General features: G+C 37.8%; 22 protein-coding genes, 1 pseudogene and 1 riboswitch. Of the genes and pseudogenes, 6 read left to right on the plus strand and 17 right to left on the minus strand.

All coding sequences use genetic code 11. The features are described from left to right. Positions 1 to 85 precede the first annotated feature (85 nt). Positions 86 to 778, plus strand: coding sequence for a response regulator transcription factor (locus DS031_RS13000; RefSeq protein ID WP_113806501.1), 693 nt, complete (start codon positions 86 to 88; stop codon positions 776 to 778). Further along, positions 756 to 2972 (plus strand): HAMP domain-containing sensor histidine kinase, encoded by a 2217-nt coding sequence (locus DS031_RS13005; RefSeq protein ID WP_113806502.1) that lies wholly within the window; start codon positions 756 to 758, stop codon positions 2970 to 2972. The genes DS031_RS13000 and DS031_RS13005 overlap by 23 nt, the downstream gene beginning before the upstream one ends. Before the next feature lie 91 nt (positions 2973 to 3063). Here the strand turns inward: DS031_RS13005 and pruA are convergent, their stop codons facing one another. From pruA to DS031_RS13020, 3 genes are all read right to left on the minus strand, one after another. Next, entirely contained in the window at positions 3064 to 4611 is a 1548-nt protein-coding gene (gene pruA, locus DS031_RS13010) for an L-glutamate gamma-semialdehyde dehydrogenase (protein WP_113806503.1), read from the minus strand. Positions 4612 to 4861: 250 nt separating this feature from the next. Continuing rightward, positions 4862 to 5383, minus strand: coding sequence for a DUF420 domain-containing protein (locus DS031_RS13015; protein WP_245947411.1), 522 nt, complete (start codon positions 5381 to 5383; stop codon positions 4862 to 4864). 100 nt (positions 5384 to 5483) lie between these two features. After that, the gene (locus DS031_RS13020) at positions 5484 to 6020 is read right to left on the minus strand and encodes a glutathione peroxidase (protein WP_113806504.1); all 537 of its coding nucleotides are present in this window, start codon (positions 6018 to 6020) and stop codon (positions 5484 to 5486) included. Between the two features lie 178 nt (positions 6021 to 6198). Between DS031_RS13020 and DS031_RS13025 the strand changes: the two genes are divergently transcribed. Then, positions 6199 to 6819, plus strand: coding sequence for an NAD(P)-dependent oxidoreductase (locus tag DS031_RS13025; RefSeq protein ID WP_113806505.1), 621 nt, complete (start codon positions 6199 to 6201; stop codon positions 6817 to 6819). A gap of 84 nt (positions 6820 to 6903) precedes the next feature. Here DS031_RS13025 and DS031_RS13030 read toward each other — a convergent pair whose 3' ends face one another. Together DS031_RS13030 and DS031_RS13035 are read right to left on the minus strand one after the other, a co-directional pair. Continuing rightward, the gene (locus DS031_RS13030) at positions 6904 to 7962 is read right to left on the minus strand and encodes a M20/M25/M40 family metallo-hydrolase (protein WP_113806506.1); all 1059 of its coding nucleotides are present in this window, start codon (positions 7960 to 7962) and stop codon (positions 6904 to 6906) included. Positions 7963 to 8029: 67 nt separating this feature from the next. After that, positions 8030 to 8374: a hypothetical protein gene (locus tag DS031_RS13035; RefSeq protein WP_113806507.1), complete on the minus strand. Its 345-nt coding sequence runs from the start codon at positions 8372 to 8374 to the stop codon at positions 8030 to 8032. Positions 8375 to 8531: 157 nt separating this feature from the next. Between DS031_RS13035 and DS031_RS13040 the strand changes: the two genes are divergently transcribed. Next, positions 8532 to 9182: a glycoside hydrolase domain-containing protein gene (locus DS031_RS13040; RefSeq protein WP_113806508.1), complete on the plus strand. Its 651-nt coding sequence runs from the start codon at positions 8532 to 8534 to the stop codon at positions 9180 to 9182. 310 nt (positions 9183 to 9492) lie between these two features. On the opposite strand, the gene DS031_RS13045 is transcribed toward DS031_RS13040, so the two are convergent. From DS031_RS13045 to DS031_RS13055, 3 genes are all read right to left on the minus strand, one after another. After that, the gene (locus DS031_RS13045) at positions 9493 to 10308 is read right to left on the minus strand and encodes a uroporphyrinogen-III synthase (RefSeq protein ID WP_113806509.1); all 816 of its coding nucleotides are present in this window, start codon (positions 10306 to 10308) and stop codon (positions 9493 to 9495) included. Between the two features lie 78 nt (positions 10309 to 10386). Further along, the gene (locus DS031_RS13050) at positions 10387 to 10677 is read right to left on the minus strand and encodes a hypothetical protein (protein WP_113806510.1); all 291 of its coding nucleotides are present in this window, start codon (positions 10675 to 10677) and stop codon (positions 10387 to 10389) included. A gap of 123 nt (positions 10678 to 10800) precedes the next feature. Continuing rightward, positions 10801 to 12207: an alanine/glycine:cation symporter family protein gene (locus tag DS031_RS13055; protein ID WP_113806511.1), complete on the minus strand. Its 1407-nt coding sequence runs from the start codon at positions 12205 to 12207 to the stop codon at positions 10801 to 10803. Between the two features lie 240 nt (positions 12208 to 12447). Between DS031_RS13055 and corA the strand changes: the two genes are divergently transcribed. Then, positions 12448 to 13407 carry a magnesium/cobalt transporter CorA gene (gene corA / locus DS031_RS13060; RefSeq protein WP_113806512.1) on the plus strand — a complete coding sequence of 320 codons (960 nt, stop codon included), beginning with the start codon at positions 12448 to 12450 and terminating at the stop codon, positions 13405 to 13407. Between the two features lie 52 nt (positions 13408 to 13459). Here the strand turns inward: corA and DS031_RS13065 are convergent, their stop codons facing one another. The 7 genes from DS031_RS13065 to DS031_RS13095 all read right to left on the minus strand — a co-directional run bounded on the left by DS031_RS13065 (position 13460) and on the right by DS031_RS13095 (position 19454). After that, positions 13460 to 14362, minus strand: a complete 903-nt coding sequence (locus tag DS031_RS13065; protein WP_113806513.1) for a 50S ribosomal protein L11 methyltransferase — start codon at positions 14360 to 14362, stop codon at positions 13460 to 13462. 132 nt (positions 14363 to 14494) lie between these two features. Further along, on the minus strand, positions 14495 to 15298 hold the full coding sequence (locus DS031_RS13070) for an energy-coupling factor transporter transmembrane component T family protein (protein WP_113806514.1): 804 nt from the start codon (positions 15296 to 15298) through the stop codon (positions 14495 to 14497). A gap of 12 nt (positions 15299 to 15310) precedes the next feature. Next, complete coding sequence (locus DS031_RS13075) at positions 15311 to 16783, minus strand: ABC transporter ATP-binding protein (RefSeq protein WP_113806515.1); 1473 nt, start codon at positions 16781 to 16783, stop codon at positions 15311 to 15313. A 13-nt stretch (positions 16784 to 16796) separates the two neighbouring features. After that, complete coding sequence (locus DS031_RS13080) at positions 16797 to 17378, minus strand: ECF transporter S component (RefSeq protein ID WP_113806516.1); 582 nt, start codon at positions 17376 to 17378, stop codon at positions 16797 to 16799. 17 nt (positions 17379 to 17395) lie between these two features. Continuing rightward, complete coding sequence (tenA, locus tag DS031_RS13085; RefSeq protein ID WP_113806517.1) at positions 17396 to 18079, minus strand: thiaminase II; 684 nt, start codon at positions 18077 to 18079, stop codon at positions 17396 to 17398. Between the two features lie 100 nt (positions 18080 to 18179). Then, a riboswitch (TPP riboswitch) is annotated at positions 18180 to 18281 on the minus strand. Between the two features lie 154 nt (positions 18282 to 18435). Then, positions 18436 to 18618, minus strand: a complete 183-nt coding sequence (locus DS031_RS13090; protein WP_113806518.1) for a hypothetical protein — start codon at positions 18616 to 18618, stop codon at positions 18436 to 18438. 71 nt (positions 18619 to 18689) lie between these two features. Then, the gene (locus DS031_RS13095) at positions 18690 to 19454 is read right to left on the minus strand and encodes a glucose 1-dehydrogenase (protein ID WP_425451967.1); all 765 of its coding nucleotides are present in this window, start codon (positions 19452 to 19454) and stop codon (positions 18690 to 18692) included. Positions 19455 to 19633: 179 nt separating this feature from the next. Here DS031_RS13095 and DS031_RS13100 point away from each other — a divergent pair. After that, positions 19634 to 20959 (plus strand): annotated as a pseudogene (locus DS031_RS13100) (DUF2254 domain-containing protein). 54 nt (positions 20960 to 21013) lie between these two features. Here DS031_RS13100 and DS031_RS13110 read toward each other — a convergent pair. Both DS031_RS13110 and DS031_RS13115 read right to left on the minus strand, forming a co-directional pair. Beyond that, positions 21014 to 22387 (minus strand): sucrose-specific PTS transporter subunit IIBC, encoded by a 1374-nt coding sequence (locus tag DS031_RS13110; RefSeq protein WP_113806522.1) that lies wholly within the window; start codon positions 22385 to 22387, stop codon positions 21014 to 21016. A gap of 196 nt (positions 22388 to 22583) precedes the next feature. Beyond that, complete coding sequence (locus DS031_RS13115) at positions 22584 to 23555, minus strand: YbgA family protein (protein ID WP_113806523.1); 972 nt, start codon at positions 23553 to 23555, stop codon at positions 22584 to 22586. Between the last annotated feature and the right edge of the window lie 78 nt (positions 23556 to 23633).

Here is a 23633-nt window from a genome sequence, read left to right on the forward strand (position 1 = left end):
GAAATTTACGTCTTATATGTTAAGATTTAAGGCTTACAATGGAAACATCTTAGGAATGATATACTTTTGAAGGGAGGCGAAAACATTGAACCATTACTTTGTATTAGTAGTAGATGATGAAAAAGAAATACGCGATGCGATTGAAATATATTTAAAAAACGAAGGTATTACGGTAATAAAAGCAAAAGACGGCATTGAAGCGATTGAAAAATTAACTGAGCATGACATTCATCTTATTTTACTTGATGTAATGATGCCGCGCCTTGATGGCATTAATACAACATTTAAAATACGCGAAAAAAACAATATTCCAATCATTATTTTGAGTGCAAAAACAGAGGACACTGATAAAATTTTAGGGCTGCAGGTTGGTGCTGATGATTATGTAACAAAACCGTTTAACCCAATGGAGCTCGCTGCACGAGTAAAATCTCAGCTAAGACGATATGTCAGCCTTGGTACATATGAAGGCGGAAATAAGATCATTGATTTAAACGGCCTTACATTAAATGCAGAAGCCAAAGAAGTAACAGCACATGGTGAAGTTGTAAAATTTACACCAATCGAATATAAAATCGTTGAACTGCTGATGAAAAATGCCGGCCGTGTGTTTTCCATTCATGACATTTACGAACGAGTGTGGGAGGAACCCGGCTACAATGCTGAAAACACAGTCGCTGTTCATATTCGTAAAATTCGCGAAAAGATTGAAATCGATCCGAAGAATCCAAGATATTTAAAGGTGGTATGGGGAATTGGCTATAAAATGGAAAAATAAACTGCCGATCATAATTTTTATTTTACTTGTCGCGTTTTCATTAAACGGAATTCTGTTCACTCTTTCACATCTAAACTCTGATCTGCACAAAAACTATTTTGAAACGATGCAGTTTGATGAAGAATTAAATAACTTGATTAACTATTTAACACTATTTGAATTTAACGTGGTAACACCAGAAAAAGCGAAGGAAAACATTACAGTAACAGAAGACGACATTGAGGAACACCGCTATCGATATGGCGCTTTAACAGATCAAATAGAAAATCTTAAACAGCAGTATGAAGGCCGTATTCAAGGCGCGATCGATGCTGGTAATGAGGAGGCGGCCAATACCTTTAAAAAAGAACGAGACGCAAAAATCGCCGACATTACAAAAAACTTTACAAGCGATGAGCATGTTCGTGAAAAGGTAATAAAAGAAAAAGAACAAAAAATTGATGAATATTTTCGTGAGCTGGAAAACTTCCGTCCTGATCTTAAACGATATCATGAAGCATTTCAATATTATTTAAAAGACGTAAAAAGCGGCGAAATTTATACAAATGTAAATGAAAAAAGTGAGGACAAAGTAGAACAAGCTTTTACTAATCAAAAGATGTTGTTTACAAGAAACTATCCTAATGATACTAATTCCTATTTAACAACGACAGACGCTTACTATATGTATGGTCCCACTGTCCCTGAAGTTTTTGACAACCTCCCTAAAAGGTCTTTTGAAGGCATTGTTGCGCTGCCTGCAGCTGGAGCTGATTTTCTTTTAGAGAACTATGAAAACTATAAAATGAAACAAATGGTTTTCTTTAGTTATATGATTGCAAGTCTGCTAACTTTAATCACAAGCATGATTGTTTATAAAAAATTCCCTTTAAAAGAAAAAATACAGCTTGAACGAGTAAAACCCTATTACAACCTTCTCCCGATTGATGTACGTGCTGTTAGTTTTGCTTTAGCAGGAATGATTCTACTTAGTGTACTGACTTATAATAACCATTATGATTTCTATTACTATTTTAATATGAGGGACTTTTTGTTTCATGTAGGAATCGCAGTACTTGTTACAGCTGTACTTTTAACCTTACTATTCATTCAAGGAAAACTTTTACTAGACACAGTAAAGAACATGGATCAATTAAAAAGAAACTGGCAAAATAGCCTGCTTCTAAAAATTTATCACAGCCTGCAGGATGTCTTTTTGAATCGCAGTGTCGGTATGCAGTTCTTTCTGTTGTTAACTATCGTGTTTGGTCTTGGGTTCGGGGCGATGATTGTTGTTATTGAACCTTCAGTTATCGTTTTTTACGGGCTTTTATGCTTAATCATTGGTCTGCCGACACTTGTCATTTTAATTAAGCGTATTGGCTACTTTAATCGGATTTTTCTTCATACAACTGCAGCCGCTCACGGACACTTTGAGCAGGACCTTCCTGTGAAAGGGAAGCATACATTAGCGCGTTTAGCTGATAATGTGAATACATTAAAGCACGGCGTTAAATCATCCCAAAAAGAACAAGCAAAAAGCGAGCGCTTAAAAACAGAATTAATTACAAATGTAAGCCATGATTTGCGCACACCGTTAACATCCATTATGACGTATACGGATCTATTAAAAACAGCAAATTTAGAAAATGATCAACGCGACGCATATATTGAAATTATTGACCGCAAAACAAAACGACTAAAAGTGTTAATCGATGATTTATTTGAAGCATCAAAAATGGCGAGCGGCAATATTGAGCTTCAAAAAGAAAAAGTAGATCTTGTACAGCTTTTGCAGCAGGCATTAGCAGAATACAGCGAGACAATTAACGAATCTTCCTTACAATTTCGCGTGTCAAATCCTGACCCGCCCCTTTATGCCATCGTTGACGGGCAAAAAATATGGCGCGTTTTTGATAATTTAATTAGCAACATTCTAAAATATTCGTTAGAAAATACGCGCGTCTATATTTCATTAAAAGAAGTAAACAATCAAGCCGTTATTACGTTTAAAAATGTTACAAAATATGAACTTGGTGATAATATGGACGAACTGTTTGAACGCTTTAAACGCGGTGACACCTCCCGTCATACAGAGGGCTCTGGTCTTGGACTTGCGATTGCAAAATCAATTATTGATCTTCATGAAGGAAATTTAAACATTGAAGTGGATGGTGATTTATTTAAAGTCATTGTTATATTGAAAAGGGTCTGACCCCTCAAAAAGACAATCACCCCATTTTGTCCATGTGGAGAGGACAAAAAAGAGACCCATTTACACTGAATGGGTCTCTTCGTTTTATTTTTTAATACATTTCAGAAACTGTTTTCGCCTGCATATGAAGCACTAAATAATCAGGACCGCCTGCTTTAGAGTCTGTGCCTGACATTTTAAAACCGCCAAATGGATGGTAACCAACAATAGCGCCTGTACAGTTGCGGTTAAAGTAGAGGTTGCCGACATGAAAATCTCGCTTTGCGCGCTCAATATGTTCACGGTTCTTTGTAAGTACTGCACCCGTTAAGCCGTATTCCGTATTGTTGGCAATTTCAAGAGCATGATCAAAATCTTTTGCTTTACTAAAACCAACAACAGGACCAAAAATTTCTTCCTGCATAAGGCGTGCTTTCGGATCAAGGTCTGCAAATACAGTCGGCTTAATAAAGTAACCTTTCGAATCGTCACCCGTACCGCCTGCGACAAGACGTCCTTCTTCTTTACCGATTTCAATGTAGTTCATGATTTTATCATAGGATGCTTGGTCAATAACAGGTCCCATATAGTTATCATAGCTCGTTGTATCACCTAATGTTAATTCGTTTGTAAGCTTTTCAACTTTACTTAATACTTCATCATACACTTCTTCGTGAACAACCGCGCGTGAGCCTGCTGAACATTTTTGACCTGAGAAACCAAACGCGGACACAACGATTGATTCGGCTGCAAGATCAAGATCGGCGTCTTTATCAACTACAACAGTATCCTTACCGCCCATTTCCGCAATGACGCGCTTCAGATGGTTTTGACCCTGATGCACTTTCGCGGCACGCTCATAAATACGCACGCCAACTTCGCGTGAACCTGTAAAACTAATCAGAGCAGTTTTCGGATGATCTACTAAATAGTCTCCTACTTCAGCGCCGCTTCCTGGCACATAATTGACAACTCCTTTTGGAAGACCTGCTTCTTCTAATACTTCCACAAACTTTGCTGCAACCACTGGTGTCGCGCTCGCAGGCTTTAACAGCACTGGATTTCCTGTTACAATTGGTGCCACTGTTGTACCGGCCATAATTGCAAAGGCAAAATTCCAAGGCGAAATGACGACACTAACACCCATTGGCTGATAAATATATTTATTAAGCTCGCCTTCACGGCTGTTAACTGGTTTTCCTTCTTTTAAAGCAACCATTTGACGCGCATAAAATTCCATAAAATCAATTGCTTCTGCTGTATCCGCATCCGCTTCTTTCCACGGCTTTCCTGCTTCTTTCACAAGCAGTGCCGAAAACTCATGCTTGCGGCGGCGCACAATTGCAGCCGCACGGATAATAATATTTGCGCGCTCTGCAGGGTCGACCTTACGCCATGATTCAAAGGCCGTACTCGCTTCATTCATCGCTTTTTCCGCAATTTCTTTCGTTGCTTTTGAAACTTTTCCAATCACTTCTTCTTTGTTTGCTGGATTGATGGATACAATCTTATCATCTGTTGAAATACGCTCCCCACCGACAACAAGATCATAGTCTTTTCCAAGCTGTCCCTCAACCTCACGTAATGCTTCTTGAAAGATTTTTTGATTTTCTTCTAATGAAAAATCCGTAAATGGTTCGTGTTTATAAGGTGTTAACATGAATCATCCCTCCAGCATTAAATTATTTCTCACATTACTTTATTGCAAGTAATGTGCCAACATACCGATAAAATAAAAAAACTGTCCTATTAAAGGCTTTACCACTTTTCTATTTAAAGTAAACGTAAAAAGGTTAGACAATTTTAGACATAATTATCTAATTTGCTTATACACTTTACATATTTGTCTAATTTATTAAAAAATAACTAAAAAATGTCCAAACTCGTTAAGAACAAGCTTGGACATTTTCTTAATAATATGGCGAAATCATTAAATAAACGATCACGCCTGTTAAACTGACATAAAGCCAAATCGGCATCGTAATGCGGGCAATTTTGCGATGCTTTTCGACCTGCATATTTAAGCCTCGCGCAACAGTGACAAGCGCAAGCGGTACAATTGCTGCTGCAAGAACAATATGTGTAATTAAAATAAAAAAGTAAATATAACGAAGAATGCCTTCTCCACCATAATGCGTTGATTCAGCTAACGAATGATACGTTAAATACGTAACAAGAAACAATGCTGTTGATGTAAAAGCCGCATAAATAAAGCGGCGGTGCATTGTCACATTTTTCTTTAGAATCATATAAAGCGCCGCCGCGAGAAATACAAACGTAAAACTATTTAAAATCGCGTTGATCATCGGTAAAAATGTTAAATTTAAACCATCAAATCCTTCAAGTTTTGGCATAAAGAAAAGAACAGCAACAATTGCATTAATCGCAATTGATAATATCACAATTAGCGGTGTATAATTTCGCTCTTTCACTTTGCATCTCCTTACCTATTGAAAAGTTATTTCCCTTCTTAGAATAAGGAAATTTAAAAAGAAGAGCAACTAAAAACACGATTATTAATAAAATGTTCATTTATTGCTCAATTTTTGTTAAATCGAGTGCTTTTTCAACCGCTTCAATTACTGCCGGATCTTCTGGTGCCACTTTGCTGACAAAACGATTCAAAAGCTTTCCGTCTCGCGATACTAAAAACTTTTCAAAATTCCACTGCACTTCTTTTGATGCATCCACTTCCCCTGTAATCTTTTCAAGAAGTGATGATTTCTCTTGGGAGATTAACCATTTATATAACGGATGCTTATCGGAGCCTTTTATTTTAATTTTATTAAAAAGTTCAAAGGAGATGCCGTAATTTTCCGTGCAAAATGTTTGAATTTCTGTAATTGTATTCGGTTCCTGCGCCCCAAAGTCATTGGAGGGAAACGCTAAAATGCTTAATCCTTTGTCACTGTATTTACGATTCAACTTTTCTAACCCTTCATACTGGGGAGTAAAACCGCAAAATGACGCTACGTTCACAATTAACAGCGCTCGATCTTTGTAATCCTCAAGCTTTTTCTCTTCTCCACCTGCTGTTTGCACAGTAATGTTGTAAAGTGATTTTTTCATTCCTCATTCCTCCCTTTCCATATAATCAGGAAGTACTTGTAACCATCATAGTATGCCATAATTTCCTTAAAAAGTTAATTAAAAAGCTTTTTTCTGTTTTCCATGTCATATTAACATGAAGGACTGGTACAATAAAATTAGAGTAAAGCAGTTTTAAGTTATCAAAAGGAGTGCTTTAATGAATGTATTAATTTTAGGGGCATCAGGACGTGTTGGAAGGAAACTCGTTCAATATGCGTTAAAAGATGGTTATGATGTAAAAGCATTTGTGCGTAATCCTGAAAAACTACACGCCTTTCATGAAAAGCTAACCATTTTTCAAGGCGATGCCCGAAGCAGAGAAGATATTTTTAATGCTATAAAAAATGTTGATGCCGTAATAAGCACACTTAGCACGGATAAAACAACAACATTAACAGACAGCATTCCACTTGTTATCGAGGCAATGAAACAAGAAAACATTTCACGAATTATTACAGTTGGAACAGCCGGTATTTTAAACAGCCGCACAAATCCTGAGCTTCTTCGCTACCAATCAAGTGAATCAAAGCGAAAGCTGACAAGAGCGGCGGAGGAGCATGAAAAAGTGTTTCGACTGCTGGAGCAATCACAGCTTGATTGGACGATTGTTTGTCCTACTTACTTACCTGATGGAGACTATACAGGTACCTATCGTGTCGAACAAAATAGGTTACCTGAAGCTGGGAAAGAAATCTCTGTCGCAGATACTGCTGAATTTACATATCACCAGTTAAATTCAGATAAATTTTTACGTACACGGGTTGGAATTTGTTATTAATTACCCATTTTTTAAATTTTTAAACTTGTTTTAAAGGCTGGCTCAAAAACATAGGGTCAAACTCTAGTGAGCCAGCCTTTTCCTTTAATCTTCTAATGGATTTAAGTTTTCATTTCCACTTAGATTTACAACAAAATGTGTAAGAAGCTCAATTTCTTCCTTTATATCGCGTAAGCTTGCCGTTTCAACAGGGGCATGCATATAGCGAAGCGGCAGGGATACAAGCGCGACAGGGACACCTTTTCCTGTTAACCTTAGTTTATCAGCATCTGTTCCTGTATGCCTTGGCGTTAATTCATACTGCAGCTTCATGTCCAGCGCTTTTGCGCTTTCTTCTAAGAGACGATTGATTTTCCAATTAATCGGCGCTCCCTTTGCAAGTACAGGTCCTTTATCAAGGCTGATGCTGCCGTGCTTTCTCGTATCAACGCCGGGATAATCTGTGGCAAACGTTACATCAACTGCAATTGCCATCGTTGGCTCAATGCCCGCCCCCGCAAAATAAGCACCGCCCATATTTGTTTCTTCATTTACGGTACTTACTGCGTAAACACCAATATTTGTCCCCTTTTTTGCTGCTTTTCGCAGCACTTCAGCTGCAATAAATGCTCCTGTACGGTTGTCTAAGCCGCGTCCTGAAATACGGTCATTCATTAACCATTCTAATTCGCGTTTATAAACAGCTAAATCGCCGATCGCCACAAATTTTTCAACTTCTTCACGATTTTTTGCACCGCAGTCAATATAAATATCTTCAAATTTCAAATCATCTTTTACACCGCCATGATGCTGAGCATTTACACCAATCACACCGGTAATCGTTTTATTGAATCCAAAAATAGTAACTTTCATGCCAACCGCAGCTTTTGGACTAATCCCGCCGAGTGCCTGCACATAAATAAACCCGTTTTCATCGATACGGCTCACAATAAAACCAATTTCATCGCAGTGTCCGGCAATTAATACTTTAAAGGGGGCCTCAGGATTTAAAATACCAATCGCATTGCCTACCATGTCTGTCCGAATTTCATCAGCAAACTGTTTTACATATGAAATCCACTTTTTTTGAATGTCCATTTCTGCACCAGATGGAGAAGGTGTGGCTAATAATTCTGTTAAAAACTGCTTTGATTGTTGTTTCAATGACTGTTCTCCTTTCCTGCATATCTATCCCTATCATAACAAATTTTCCCTCTCAAGATGCTGCTTCTTAAGATGATTTATCTTCAAGCCAAGCCACAATTTCTTCATACATACTTTCTTTTTCCCCTTTAATATTTGAAAAAGTTTTCACGCCTTCTTCTGTTAATGTATGAAACTCAATAAACGGCGCATACGTACGATCAACAAAATGAGGCCGCACTTCATAAACATTTCGCTTTGAGCCTTGCACTTTATTTAAAATGAGCGTAAACTCATCAATTGTCAGCATTTTTAACGGTTTTATTTCTTCAGGACTAATCATATTTACTCCTGAGGAAAGAAACTTCTTTTTATTTTGCTTCACCCATTTTTTAGATTTATAATCATCCACATTTGTAATTTTACCCGACACCTGCACTCACTCCTTTGATTATCATTAAAATATTCCCCTATTTGATAAAGTTCATGCTAAAGAGGGCAAATTTATGAAAGAAATCTTGAAAAAATTCCCCCTTTTTTACTTAGGGGCATATATATGTTATGAGAATGAAATGATAGGAGCGGAGATGATGGCAAGAAAACTTTGGGGTGTTGATTCTGCCGCAGCTGTGACAGATGATTTATATAATTGTGTAGTAAAAAATTACGGCAAGCCGAGCTATTGGGGACGTTACTTGACGACCGTAGAAAATGTATCTGATGGGCTTACAAAAGAAGAAATTCGTTTGCTGCATAATAGAGGGGTAAAGGTTTTACCGATTTATAATGTCTTTAAAGAAGCAGTTGGCTATGAAAAAGGGAAAATTGCTGCACTTAATACCCTTTTTCATGCAAGAAGATTAGGATTTCCAAAAGATGTTTACTTATTTGCAAATGTTGAAAAGTTTTTTAATGTCGACGAAGGTTGGATTCGCGGTTGGGTCGACGGCATCTATCCGAGCGGCTATCGCCCGGGAATTTATTCCGATCCAAGTCAAGAATCTTTTAACCGCGCATACTGTCTTGCAGTTTCAAACTCTGACAAGGTCGGCAAGCAAGTTGTATTATGGAGCCAAGAGCCTACTCCAGGTGTTTCAAAGGCTTCGAAAGCACCAGACTATAAACCTATGTCACCGCCCTGCACAGTAAATGTTTGGGCATGGCAGTACGGCGAAAATGCGCCGGAGTGCCCGATTGATACAAACTTAATGGATCAGCGCTTATATAATAAATTGTATTAAGAAAAGCGGAAGGCGCCCGTTTATCGGCGACAAGCACAAGGCAAGACGGCTGGAAGATTGTTTTTTATCTTCCGGACGGATTGACTTGTGACCTCGAGCCGATGGCGCCTGCAGCTGGACATCTAGAAAAGCGGAAGCGTCTTGCTCACCCCCGATAAGCAAATGTTCTTCCGATGAAAAGGTGCTTTTTACATTTACGTCGGAAGGTTATTTGACTCGAGGGGGTAGACGCTGCAGCTGGACATTAAAACTTATCCTTTCTTACATTTTAAAAAGGGTCAGACCGAAGTCTGACCCTTTTTAAAATGTATTAACGACCTTCACTTGCATAATACTGCGAAAGCTTCAAAATCATAGCGCCCATACGCTGCTGCTCTGGTGCCAAAATTCGTTCAATGCCTTCTTCACTTAACGCTTCTGCTGTAATCACGCCAACGGCAACCGCAAGCACGCGATCTTGAAATGCTTCTACCAATAACGCTGTAACATTCTTTTCTTTTGCATATTGAAATAAAAAGCGCACCTGCATTGCAGTTGTAAAACAAACCGCATCTGCCTGTCCTTCAATAATTTCTTTGTAAAGTACCTCCAGCGCTTCATCCTCCGGCGCAATATGCTGATAAGGCAAAATTTCCGTATGCGGAGCGCCTTTTTCATCAAGAAATTCCATTAACTTTGGCGCCGTATCGCCGTGAAGCTGCACGGTTACTTTTTTTCCGTTTAACTCTACCCCTTCAAGAGCACGAATTAAGCCGCGTGTTGTGCCGTCATTATCGCTAACATCCGGCTCAATGCCGCGCTTCTTTAAGGCTGCACGCGTTTTATAGCCGCGAATTGCAATGTTCGCCCTTTTTAGCACCTGCAAAAATTTATCGCCTTTTCCGATATTTTCAGCGATTTCAAATAGCTTTTCGGTTCCAATTCCTGTCGTTAAAATGACCCAATCTGAGCCTTCTTTAATAAGTCGCTCAAGATCTGGCTGCACTTCCTTTTCAGCAAGGAAAACCGTGCCCTGCGCAGGAAGAACAGCCGCACTTCCGCCTTGCCGTTTAATAAGCTCAGTCATTTCTTCCGTTTTACGCGACGCAGCTAAAATAATATGCTTTCCATCTAATCCTTTAGCCATTTTGATCTCTCCTTATTCAACCACATTTTTTCCTATCATATCATAAAACTCATGTTAATCAGATTGAATAAGTATGGTTTAGGAAAGCACGTTTGAATAATTAACAAACAATAACACCGCACCGCCTGTAAATACAAGCAGTCCAAGGATAAAGTTGCGCTTATTCTCCTTTTTCCACTGACCGATCAACTGCAGCAAAACGCCTACAAAAAACGAGGCATACTGCACCACCTCTAATTGAGGATAACCTTCTTTCCATAACGGCTGCAGCAGAAGAAAAAGAATAAAAATAGAAAGTAGTAAAAGCGATCCAAACGTATAAGGGGTTCGAAATTCTCCTTCAGTCGGTTCTCTTAACCCGGGCATCATGTATATTCAGCTCCCTTCTTACTAGCTATTATAACATGTTTACATAAGAAGAGGTTGACTCATTAAGATCTGACCCCGCTCTTTTAGAGTCAACATCCTATCGAATCAACCTTCTTTTACTCGTTAGCCCGCTTTTTTTACTGCTGCTTTATAATGATTGTCAAAATAATCATTTGTTTCACTTACAATCACTTTGCTTAACAAAATAAGCGCAATTAAGTTTGGTATCATCATTAAAGCATTCGTCATATCAGCAAATGCCCAAACCGTGCGTAAATTTGCGACTGCACCGATCCCGCACGCGAGTACGTAAGCAATACGGAATCCATTAACAAATCGTAAGCCAAACAAATATTCAAAACATTTTTCCCCGTATACATACCAACCAACAATTGTCGAAAATCCAAAGAAAATAACCGAAAAGGCAACAATATATTCGCCAACAATTCCTAACGCCGCAGAGAATGCCGCGCTCGTTAAAGCGCCTCCTTTAAGATCTGCCGCATGTTCAACACCTGAAATCGCACCGCCTGTTGGATCCCAAAAGCCTGTAATAATAAGTGATAAACCTGTCATTGTACAAACGATAATCGTTACGATAAATGTTCCCGTCATCGCGACAAGCGCTTGACGTACAGGGTGATCAGCACGGGCATTCCCAGCGACAAGAGCTGCCGTACCAAGACCTGCTTCATTTGAAAAAATCCCGCGTGAAAATCCGCTTCGAATCGCTTCAGATACAATCACCCCTGTAAAGCCGCCTGCTGCTGCCACTGGATTAAAAGCATAAAAGAAAATTAATTTAAAAGCTGGAATAACCTGATCAAGGTTTAAAAGTAGAATTAAGATTGCCCCGCCCATGTACAGAACCGCCATAATCGGTACGAAAAAGCCGGCCACTGTACTAATACGCTGAATACCGCCAAAAATAATTAAACTTACAAGTACCATTAATACAATAGCAGTAGTGGTGCCATTAATATGAAAGCTCTCGTTCATCACACCGGCAATTGTATTTGATTGAATACCATTTCCCGTTCCAAACGTTGCAAAAATCGCAAAAATCGCAAACGCCATTCCAAGTGCTTTCCACTTCTTTCCTAAACCGCGTTCAATATAATACATCGGACCACTTGAATATTCACCATTCTCATTTTTAACACGATATTTCATCGCAAGAAGCGCCTCACCGTACTTTGTTGCCATTCCAACGAGCCCAACGATCCACATCCAAAAGATTGCTCCCGGACCGCCAATTGTAACGGCTGTCGCTACTCCTGCAATGTTACCGTTTCCAATTGTTGCCGCCAGTGCTGTCATTAATGCTTTAAAATTACTAACATCACCTTCAGCTGTTTTATCCGATTCCTGCTCTTTTGAAAAACCAATTTTAAATGCATATCCTAATTTACGAAATTGCAAACCTTTTAAAATAACTGTTAAAAAGATGCCTGTCCCAAACAATAAAATTAAACTCGGTGTTCCCCATAACACGCCGTTAATCTTTTGCAGCATACCGTAAACATCCATTATCTATCTCTCCTTAACCCTTTTTGTAAACGCTTTCCTTGTTTTCTGTTTCATTTTAACATTTTTGTGAACTAGCATTTTTGTGAAATTACAAAAATATTATATAGTATTTTTGTAGTTTTTAACAAAAAGAGGGAATAGAAAGATTATTCTAAAAAAACAAAAGATGTATGAAAAGAGTTCCTTTTACTTACATTAAGAAAAGAAACCTTGTGCTATTTTTAAAGGGGATATGACGGAATGATTCGAATATTAGCTGTAAAACAAAACCTCGAAATCGAAAAAAATCTTTCTGTTGAACAACTAAACTTAGATTTATACAGCTGGTATTGGGCTGACTTCAGTGAGCCGATAGAAGAAGAAAACAACCTTCTTTCAAGTTATTTTCATTTTCATCCGCTTGCGATTGAAGACTGTTTTCATATTTTGCAGCGTCCAAAACTTGATTATTATAAAAAAGCCAACTTTTTCGTTACCCACGCTTTAAATCAAACTACACTAGAACCTGAAGAAATCGATTTATTTATCGGTAAAAATTTCGTCGTAACCTATCATCATCGTAAACAACACGAAATCGACAAAGCATGGAAACAAGTAGAGAAAATCACGGAGAAACGCGAATATGGGCCTTATTATGTGTTATACCTTTTAATGGACAGCATGGTTGATAACTATTTTCCAATCGTTTATAAAATTGAAGACGCCCTTAACCAAATTGAAAATAACCCCCATAATAAATCAATGAAACACCTGATGGAAGACTTATTTGATATTCGCAGTCAGCTGCTGCAGCTAAGACATACGATTATACCGATGCGTGATTTATTGTATCGCATTTTATATTCCAGCCACTTAAATATAAGGGAGATTAACGATCTCTATGAATATTTTTCAGATATTTATGATCATTTGCTTCGTCTGACAGAAAAAATTGATTCGAATAGAGAAATGACGGCAGATATTCGTGACAGCTATTTATCGATTAATACCCATCATATGAACCGCGTCATGATGGTTTTAACCGTCATTACAACCATTTTCATGCCGCTTACTTTTATTGCCGGCATTTACGGCATGAATTTTATGAATATGCCAGAATTAACATGGGAATACAGCTATTTTATCGTTCTTGCCGTCATGGCAGGAATCGCCTTAAGTATGTTTATTTGGTTTAAGCAAAAAGGATGGTTCGATAACTAGCTGCTGATAAAATATTAAAAAGCTAAGCAGATAACATATTTACGTTATCTGCTTAGCTTTTTTGAAATAAAATGGTTACCCATTCATTTGATTGCATCCGATGCGCAATCTGATACCCATTCTCTTCAAATAGCTTCCTTACCCCTTCTTCATTCCACTCCACAAGACCGGAAATTAAAAAAGCGGCACTGCCTTTATGAAGTAAATGATGCTTTGTTACAATATCAATCGTTTCATCGCCACCAATATTAATGATCACTAAATGATAAGAAGTATTGCTTTTATAATTTCCATGAAGTAAGTCTGCTTGAATAACATTAATTGTTGAAACAGCATTCAGCTCGGCATTATAACCTATTTCTCGCTCAACCGGCTCAATATCAACTGCTTCTACTTTTTTCGCGTGACGAAGTGCGGCTGCAATGCTTAAAATTCCCGATCCTGTTCCTAAATCAAGTACCGTTTGATTTGTAAAATCACGATCTAAGAGGATACGCAAACAATCTTGAGTTGTTTCATGAAGCCCTGTTCCAAACGCACCCTGCGGCTCAAAAATGAATGTTTTCTTTCCTTTATAAAACTCTTTTGTTTCAGGACTGCAGATTACCCAGCCGTTTTCTAAATCAATATCTTCAAACGGCAGCTGCCATGTTTCTTCATGTAGTTCCTTATATGTAATTTCACTTTTAGAAACGTTGAGCGCTTTTGTAATTAACTCAAAATAAGCGTCAGGTAAACTCTCGACTTCAAACGGTTCCGCGTAAATTTTTAATGGAATCTGTTCAACGTTTTTTTCAAAAAACGTATAGCCGTTTCTGTCAGCCTCTACTTCAATTGGTGTTTCATAATACACATTAAAAATATCGACCGCATTTAATTTTTCAACATATTCATCAACACGCTCATAAGGAACGTACACAATATATTCATGAAGCATAAAAAAATTCCTTTCCATCGTTTTCTAGCCTTCATTATAAGGATTATCAGCTGAAAAATCCATTTCCTTTGTTATATGGACTTATAAAGCTAACTATAAAAAAAAGTTGTCTCAAAATCATAGGGTAGACCCTATAACTTTGAGACAACCTTATCCTTCGTACCGCACATCTGTAATCGGTATATATGGAAACTCTTTACTTATATAGAAAGCAAGCGTTAGAAACAAAACAAAATATAAAATAAAGAAAGCATCATATCTTGAAATACTGACTTTATAATAAAACGTACGTCCATTCACCATTGAAAACCGTTTTGCTTCCATTGCAACAGCAATTCGGTGGGCGCGGCGAATGCTTTGTGAAAGAAGCGGAATCGAATAGGATTTCAGTTTATAGTAAAAAGCGCCGATCCCTTTTTTTCCTTCAACCCCTCGTACTTTCATCGCATAACGGATCGTCTGAAACTCTTCGATCATAATAGGAATCAATCGAATCCCCGCCATAAAACTATACGCATATTTTGGCTTTAATTTTAACTGCTGCATTAATGAATAAAATAAATAAACAGGTCGGGTCGTTAACGCGAACAGTACCCCTAATATGGCAAACACAAAAGCGCGAAGCCCTAAATGAACGCCGCGGAAAAAGCTTTCTTCTGTAATATGAAGCAGTCCCCACTTCACCCATGTTGTGTCACCTTGTCCGAAAAAGATCATCGATGTTGACGTAGACGCGGCAATAAATAAAAACGGCAGTGTAATAAGAAGAATTCGTTTTAGCGGATGACCTGTAAAAACAAGCAGCAAAATCATCGTTACCGCCGTATAGTTAATCATAAAATTTAAATTATGAATAAACAATAAACTTAAAAATAACAGCACCATAAAAAGTAATTTCACACTTGGATTAATTTTATGAAGCCATGTTTCTTTATACGATACATCAAGCTGCATCTATCTCACCCCTTATGTTGCAGACAACACAACTTCTGTGCGCTGTGAACCATACTTTGCCGGCGTTTGATCACTTACGAGACGGCCGTCTTCAACGGTCCAAATTCTTGTAACAAAATGCTCAGTAATCTCAGGACTGTGCGTGACCATAATAATCGTTGTTCCCTGCCTGCGCCAATGCTCAATCAGCTCTAACATCGCAAACGTATTTTTGGCGTCCTGTCCAAACGTTGGTTCATCTAATAAAATGATTTTTTGTTCTTTTACAATAGCCGCCGCAACACTTAAACGGCGTTTTTGACCCATCGAAAGTAAATAAGGATGCTGCTCTTTCTGCTTTGTTAAGTTAAAAGTATGAAGGAGCTTCGTTACTTTTTGATCAATCTCTTGTTCAGTAACTTTGTCTAACCTTAACGCATAAGCAATTTCTTCATAAACAGAATTTGTAACAAATTGAAATTCAGGATTTTGGAATACAAACGTTAAATAGTTTGTTAGTTTTTTTATTTTTTCCACAGGCTGTCCCTCTAATTGATAGATACCGGTTGTTTTAATAAACTGCATAAAAGCATGAAGAAGCGTACTTTTCCCTGCGCCGTTTTCACCAATGACAGCGATCCATTCGCCAGCGGTCACTTCGGCTTTCGGTACTTCAATTTTTGTTTCTTTCCATCGGTAACCTTTAAAATCTTCTACTATTAATAAAGGCTCTTGACTACTGCTTTCAACAGAAGGAAGTTGTTTATTTGTCCGCTTAAGATAATCTTCCCAAACCCCTGGATACCAAATGCCCTGTTCAATCAGCGCTTGCTTATGCTCACTTAGTACGGTTTCTTTATCTCCATCTGCAATAATTTCACCATTTTCATTAAAAAGAACAATTCGTTCAATAATATCAATTACATGTTCAAGTTTATGTTCAACAATTAGCAGTGTTTTATCTTCCCCAACCCGCTTAATCGTCTCCCAAATCTGCTCTGTTCCTTCAGGGTCAAGCATCGCTGTTGGTTCATCTAAAAATAGAACATCTGGATTTAAAGCCATTACCGAAGCAATTGCAAGACGCTGCTTCATCCCACCTGACAATGTTTGAATATTTGTATGAATATCTTCTAGCTTTAAGCCTACTTCTTGTAAATGGTAATGAATTCGCTCTTTCATTTCCGAACGCGGCACTTGTAAGTTTTCTAATACAAACGCAATTTCTTCATCTACAAACGGCATGCAAAACTGTGTATCAGGATCTTGAAACACATAGCCCCATGAATCTGGAATTTGAATTTCTTCCGCCTTCATCGGCACTTCAATCGAGTTTGGAATAAGTCCTGTTAACACTTGAAGCAGTGTGGACTTCCCACATCCAGACGGACCAAGAAATAATACTTTTTCACCTTTATGAAAAGAAGAGGATAAATCCTTGAACAACAAGGACTCTCCTCCTGGAAATTTTAAGCGTAACTTTTCTACAGATGCAATCTTTGTCATAAAGACACCTCTTTTAATCGTTTAACGCCTCATAATCTTTCTTAGATGCCGGGCGTACTAAATTTGTAACACCTGTTTTTTCTAATGCGCCTACAAGATAATAAGCAAAAATACCAGAAATAATAATTGCACCAAGAGAACGTGCGCCAATCATTAATAATAAGTTCCATGTTTCAAGATCAGCAAGATAACCTTTATAAAAGTCCATTACAAAAGAACCAACCGCTGAACCAAAACCTGCAAGTGATACAACAAATAAATCAACGCGCTTATAACGAAATGCCATAAATACTAATTCTGCAAACAAGCCTTGAAGAACACCATAAATTAATACTTCTAGACCAAACTGAGAACCGGTTAAAAACTCACCAGATGCCGCGGCAACTTCTGCAAGAAGGGCAACACCGGGTTTACGAATAATTAAAAACGCAACCGTTGCGGCGATAAACCACATGCCGTAAATGAGTTGATCTAAATGAATGCCAAGCGGCGCAACCGCTGAATATAATGGACCCCATAATTTATACACAAGACCAAATACAATCGCAATCACAATCGTTACTAAAATATCTGTTAACTTTAATCCTTTAGACATCTTTCATTCTCCTTTTATTATAAAAGTATGTTTTCTTTGTTTACAGGCCATGTTTCTTTTGTATAAGCCATTTCCCAAAATGAATATTCATACTGACTGCTAATAATAAAGTGCTCTTTCATGCGGTTACGGTCTTCTTCTGTAACGCGGGCTGCAAGCTCATCCAAACGATTAATTTGTTCCTCAACAAGCTCGCGGAACCATTCCCCGCCGTACGCGGCAATCCACTCTTGATAAATCGGTTCTTCCGGTTTCTCACCCTGCAGACGTTCACCAATTTCATAATAAAGCCAGTAACAAGGAAGCAGGGCAGCAATAATATCGCCTAAATGACCGTTTAAGGCAGCCCGGTATAAATGAGATGTATACGCATAAGCAGTCGGTGCCGGCTTAAAGTTCGCTTTTTCCTCGTCTGTAATGTCTAATCGTTTTGAGAAGTTTTCATGTAAGCTAAGTTCCGCTTCAGCTGTTCCCTGTGCATGAGCTGCAAGGCGGCTCGTTGTAAATAAATCGCCTGCTTTTGCTGCGCCTAATGCTTGTACTCTTGCAAAATGAGATAAATAATACGCATCCTGTTTCACATAATAACGAAAACAATCAAGTGGAAGCGTTCCATCTGCAATTCCCGTTACAAATGGATGATCAAAGCTCGCCTGCCAAATCGCATCTGCCTCTTTTCGAAGCTGTTCAGAAAATTTCATTTCGATCCCCTCCTATAAAAAATAAAAAGCCTACTTCGGAACAGAAGTAGGCTAGAAGTAATTGAACATAAACACGCATATAAAAAATCACACTTGTTCGCATTTACTCTATCCACTTCCCTCCGCTAGCATTACCTAGATCAGGTTAAGGGTTAAGGCAGTTCGCCTCTCTCAGCATGTACATGCACCCCTAGTGGAAAAACGTATATTATTGTCATAATCTTTCTTATACTATACAACATACAATATTTTTATATTAAACACAACCACAATTATTTTTTAGTTATGATATCTTCTTATAAATAAAAATTTTTTGAGAGGGCCTCCCTCATTAACTTCTTTTATTTATAGAAAGCCTACAATTCAAAGGAATCATCATAATCATAGCGAAATCCGTCTTGTTTTGCAGCCGCATTTTGTACTGAACATTTTTTTAACAGTTCTTCATAAGCATAAATTTCTTGGTAATCTGTACTTTGATTCATTGCCTGCTTTAATGCCTGCTCAATCACAGTAAGTTCATGTTGTTGAAAATTCATGATTATCACTCCTCATATTTCATTCATTTTAGTTTATCCAGTTTAAACTTCATTATGAGAAGGAAATCTTCTTAATGTTCATACATCATTTTTCGCGTCATCCCGCCGTCGATAACAATGTTTTCTCCTGTAACAAAATCATTTTCTGGGTGGGTTAAATAAAAACAGGCACGAGCAATATCAAGAGGCGTTCCAACGCGATTGGCAGGATGCTGTTTGTGATCAATTTCTCTTAACTCCTCATAATTTCCGGTTTCGATCCACCCTGGGCTAATGGCATTAACACGAATCTGGTCCTCACTAAGTGAAATGGCTAACGCATGAGTTAGTGCAACAATGCCGCCTTTTGAAGCCGCATATGCTTCTGTATGTTGTTCAGACATCAATGCCCGGGTTGAAGCAATGTTAACGATAGAACCACCTTGTTGATTTTGACGCATCACTTTCGCCGCTTCTCTTGCGCATAAAAAAACACCTCGTAAATTAATATTAATGATGTCGTCCCATTCTTCTACTGATAGTTCGTATGGCGACTTCCAGCGCGATACACCAGCATTATTAATTAATATATCAATTCTGCCATATACCTCTTTCGTTTTAAAGATTAATGTTTCAATCTCTTTTGGATTCCGCATGTCTGTTGGAATAAAAATTGCTTCCCCGTGATGTTCTTTAATGGCTGTGAGCGTTTTTTGTGCTTCCTCTTCGTCCATATCTGCTAAAACAACTTTTGCGCCTTTTTTTGCATATTCTATTGCCGCAGTTTTTCCAATACCATTTGCTGAACCTGTCACAATAACGACCTTATGTTGAAATGTCAAAATGAACCCCTCCATTTTATTATCAGTAACCTCTTTATTTATTTTAAACAATCCTTTCTAAAATGGAAAAGAATAGCCATCATCACTGAATCCTCATTTAAGTTTTAAAGGTTATACAGCATTCAAATAGGGAAGAAGATAAAAAGACCGCTAAATAAATCAGATAGAATACAACATATTTCAAGGAGAAAAAAATGATAAAAAAATGGTATTTACGTCTTCATGAAAGCGTGTGGTTTATTCCAGGAAGTTACAGTTTCTTTGCCCTTATTCTTTCTATAATTGCACTTAGCGTTGATACAATCTATGCAAATAACATCCATAAATGGCTTCCTTCTTATTTATTAACAGATGTTGAATTAGCTCAAACAATCTTAAGTGCTCTTGCACCTTCTTTATTAACAATGACAACTATCACCTTTTCCATGATTATGGTTGTCCTAACAACTTATACGTCCCAGTTTTCACCGCGAACGCTGCAAAATTTTATTACAGAACGGCGCACACTAAGAGTATTAGGAATTTTTATTGGAGGGTTTATTTATACGATTTTAGCGCTTTTATTTATGCGCAAAAACGAGGAAGAACAAGTCGTCTTTTCAGCGGTACTTGGAGTTGCTATTTCGATTTTATGTCTCGGTTATTTTGTTTATTTTATTCATCATGTTGCTACTTCTTTGCGGGTAAGTAAACTTATCGAAAACCTTTCGACTGATATTTTGGAAACTGTTCACAAATTACATAAGGGAAATAAAGATAAAAATAATGTAGACTATACGCCACCTTCAGCTCAGATGCTTGATGTTCTTACAAACAAACCAATTGAAGTTCCACCGCTAAACAATGTTGGATATATTCAATTAATTGATTTAGAAGGACTTCGTAATGAAGCGCAGCAGTGCAATGCGGTTATTAAAGTCAATTATCCAATCGGTGCCTATGTTGGTCCTGCCACTTCTCTGCTGTTAATATGGCCCCAATCAAAAAAAATAGAAAACACTCATCGCTTTTTAGATTATATTACAGTCGGAGAATCACGAACGACGTTTCAAGATATGGAATATGGCATCCAAAAGTTAACAGAAATTGCGCTCCGTGCTGTTTCTCCCGGCATTAATGATCCGAATACAGCGATAACCTGTATCAAATCATATGGAAATATTTTACATTAAATTTCAAAAACGCATTTAGGTACAATGTATCATTATGATGAGGAAAATCAGCTCCGGTTAATCGTTGAATATCCGCGTTTTGAAGACCTGTTATATTCAACGTTTTATCAGCTTCGTCATTACGGAAAAGAAGATGTTTCCGTCACCACATCGATTTTGGATGCCTTAATTTTTATTGCAGAAGGAGCTGATCAGTCTATCAAAAATAAAGTTTGGCATTTTAGCGATTATATTATAAGCGGCTTTAACAGCAGCATGCTTCAAGAACTTGATAAAACGTTTTTAAATAAAAAGCTTGATCAATTAGCACAGGCTGCACATACTGAACAGCAGCCAAACTATTTTTAATAAAACAAGCGGCTAACCTCAAAACATAAGGTCACCCGCTTGTTTATATCTTTTTTATTCTTCTTTAAATCCTAAAATTAATGTCGCTGCAAATGCACCAACAACTGCAATCGCAAAACCAATTAGATAGTTCACTAAGTTTGCCATTCCTTCCGGTGCAACAATTGCGATCATTGGAATTCCTGTTAAGCCGTACGCATTGGCCACAACATTTGTAAATACAACATATGCCCCGCCAAGTGCACCACCAATTGCAGCACCGATAAATGGTCTTCTTAAACGTAAGTTAACACCGAAAATAACCGGCTCTGTAATTCCTAAGAATGAAGAAATCGCTGATGGAAGAGCAATTCCTTTAAGCTTTTTATTTTTCGTTTTAAAGAATACCGCAAGACCAGCGCCACCTTGAGCAACGTTTGCCATTGACCAAATCGGCAATAAGAAGTTAACACCGAATTTTGCAAGAAGTCCTGCTTCAATTGCATGGAAGCTGTGATGAACACCAGTTAAAACGATCGTTGAATAAAGACCGCCAAATAAAATACCAGCAATAAATCCTGCTTTATCATATAAAAATTGTAACCCATTACTAATCCCGTCACCTAACAAAGTACCTAGTGGACCGATCACAAGCATTGCTAAAAATCCAGTAAAAATGACTGTTAAAAACGGTGTAACAAGTAGGTCAATTGAGTTTGGTACAAATTTACGCAAGCCGCGTTCAAACTTACTCATTACATACACTGTTAATAATACTGGTAATACTGTTCCTTGATAGCCAATTAATGCAACATCGAAACCGAGAAATTCAATATATGATGGATCTTGATTTCCAAGCACCCACGGATTTAAAAGGGCAGGGTGTGTCATAATTCCACCGATAACCGCACCTAAAAACGCATTGCCGCCAAATTCTTTCGCCGCGCTGAAACCGATTAAGATTGGTAAAATAATAAAGGCAGCACTTGAGAACATATCAAGAAATACAAACCATGCACTTTCAGGCTCTACCCATTGGAATGCTCTCATCATCCCTAAAAGACCCATTAATAAACCGCTGGCAACGATCGCTGGAATAATTGGGACGAAAATATTTGATAATGATTTAGCGACACGAGCAACTGGATTCATCTTCTTCTTAATCGCTTCGGAATGATCACTAGAATCAGTATCCGTACTAAAATCCGCTTCTTCTGATAATGCTTGATATACTTTATTAACCATACCTGTTCCTAAAATAATTTGGAACTGACCTGAACTTAAAAATACGCCTTTTACTTCATCAATATTTTCAAGTTCTGCTTTATTTGCTTTATCATCATCTTTTAAGACAAGGCGAAGACGTGTTGCACAATGTGCAGCACTTTGTATGTTCTCTTTACCGCCAAGTAACGGCAAAATTTTACGAGCAGTTTCTTTTGGATTCATGCTGTTGTTCCTCCTTTATATTTAGCACAGGAAAATAAAAAAGACCTAAAACGCGCAGGAGCGAATACGTACACATAGGTACACGATGCCCTTTACACATTTTAGGTCTTGCCTGCTTTACCAGTCACAATCCTGTGTTATTAATTTATAATCCGCTTTCATTGTAGCTTGATCGACAGCATTCGTCAACACCTTTTTAGCTGTAATTTCTTCCCTTTCCTGAATCGCTAATTTCTACAAGCGCCTCAGGATAAGGTTCAAAATACGTTTGACTTAATAAATAATTATTTTCAAACCGGATCGCCCAAGCCTTTAATAAGCTGATTAAACTGCTTAAGGGTATCTTTTTTTCTTTATATTTTCCCATCATTTCAAGAAAAAATGCTTTTTCTTTTGAGCTTAATTCGTTTTTAAAGTAACCGAATACATGCTGACATACATTTATGTTTGAGGTATAACGCGGTACCCGTTTAAGCAGTTTGTATAAGTACAACTCATAACTTTTAAACACTTCTTCAATTGATTTTTTTTCATGATTGGCGACCGTTCTTCCCATATTTTTCAGCTGTGTTTGGTTGTAAGCCATAAATAAATATTTATTGCGGGAATGAAAATCGATTAACTCCTGCATATCGTGTCTGGTTTTTATGCTTCGAAATTCAGCAAGTGTAAACAGCTTTGTTAAAAAATGCTCCCGAATCGTAAAATTTTTCAGCCTTCCTTCTTCTTCTACTGCCTTATCACCGTAGTTTTCAATAACTTTTCCACCAAATAAGCCGCTGCCTTTTTCTTTAACAGGTGCTTTCTCAATACCTGTATACACTTTTACATCGCGTGTCCCGCAGCTTGGCGATCGATTTTTTAAAATAAAACCGTCTATTTCACCGATTTCTTCTAGAAAAGTATTAGCAAATGCAGTCATCTTTTCCGTTAAATCTTTTTCTGTGGATGGTTGAATAAGGCGATGCTCTCCCTCTTTTGAAACAATCCGAATCACGTCCCTTGGCGTTCCTAAGCCAATCTCCACTTCTGGACACACAGGAATAAAATCAACAAAAGTAGAAAGATTATCAACCATTTCATCGTGAATCACATCCCCATTATATCGGCAGGCAGCAAACTCTAGACATTTACTAACAACGACTGTTGGTTTAACAAACTGTTTCATTGTTCCCATCCCCCATTAACTTATCTCTTGTTAAATAACGATGTATACGTGTTATTGTTCCCTTTAACCCTATTTCAT

It is taken from the genome of Bacillus taeanensis (assembly GCF_003318295.1).
In the GTDB taxonomy this organism is placed as follows: Bacteria; Bacillota; Bacilli; order Bacillales; family UBA6769; genus Maribacillus; species Maribacillus taeanensis.

Coding starts and splice junctions, on each gene's coding strand:
- DS031_RS13040 (WP_113806508.1), top strand. CDS start 8,532: ATGGCAAGAAAACTTTGGGGTGTTGATTCTGCCGCAGCTGTGACAGAT.
- DS031_RS13020 (WP_113806504.1), bottom strand. CDS start 6,020: ATGAAAAAATCACTTTACAACATTACTGTGCAAACAGCAGGTGGAGAA.
- DS031_RS13045 (WP_113806509.1), bottom strand. CDS start 10,308: ATGGCTAAAGGATTAGATGGAAAGCATATTATTTTAGCTGCGTCGCGT.
- pruA (WP_113806503.1), bottom strand. CDS start 4,611: ATGTTAACACCTTATAAACACGAACCATTTACGGATTTTTCATTAGAA.
- DS031_RS13075 (WP_113806515.1), bottom strand. CDS start 16,783: ATGACAAAGATTGCATCTGTAGAAAAGTTACGCTTAAAATTTCCAGGA.
- DS031_RS13110 (WP_113806522.1), bottom strand. CDS start 22,387: ATGAATCCAAAAGAAACTGCTCGTAAAATTTTGCCGTTACTTGGCGGT.
- DS031_RS13095 (WP_425451967.1), bottom strand. CDS start 19,454: ATGGAGGGGTTCATTTTGACATTTCAACATAAGGTCGTTATTGTGACA.
- DS031_RS13050 (WP_113806510.1), bottom strand. CDS start 10,677: ATGATGCCCGGGTTAAGAGAACCGACTGAAGGAGAATTTCGAACCCCT.
- DS031_RS13055 (WP_113806511.1), bottom strand. CDS start 12,207: ATGGATGTTTACGGTATGCTGCAAAAGATTAACGGCGTGTTATGGGGA.
- DS031_RS13025 (WP_113806505.1), top strand. CDS start 6,199: ATGAATGTATTAATTTTAGGGGCATCAGGACGTGTTGGAAGGAAACTC.
- DS031_RS13080 (WP_113806516.1), bottom strand. CDS start 17,378: ATGTCTAAAGGATTAAAGTTAACAGATATTTTAGTAACGATTGTGATT.
- DS031_RS13115 (WP_113806523.1), bottom strand. CDS start 23,555: ATGAAACAGTTTGTTAAACCAACAGTCGTTGTTAGTAAATGTCTAGAG.
- DS031_RS13070 (WP_113806514.1), bottom strand. CDS start 15,298: ATGCAGCTTGATGTATCGTATAAAGAAACATGGCTTCATAAAATTAAT.
- tenA (WP_113806517.1), bottom strand. CDS start 18,079: ATGAAATTTTCTGAACAGCTTCGAAAAGAGGCAGATGCGATTTGGCAG.
- DS031_RS13065 (WP_113806513.1), bottom strand. CDS start 14,362: ATGGAAAGGAATTTTTTTATGCTTCATGAATATATTGTGTACGTTCCT.
- corA (WP_113806512.1), top strand. CDS start 12,448: ATGATTCGAATATTAGCTGTAAAACAAAACCTCGAAATCGAAAAAAAT.
- DS031_RS13090 (WP_113806518.1), bottom strand. CDS start 18,618: ATGAATTTTCAACAACATGAACTTACTGTGATTGAGCAGGCATTAAAG.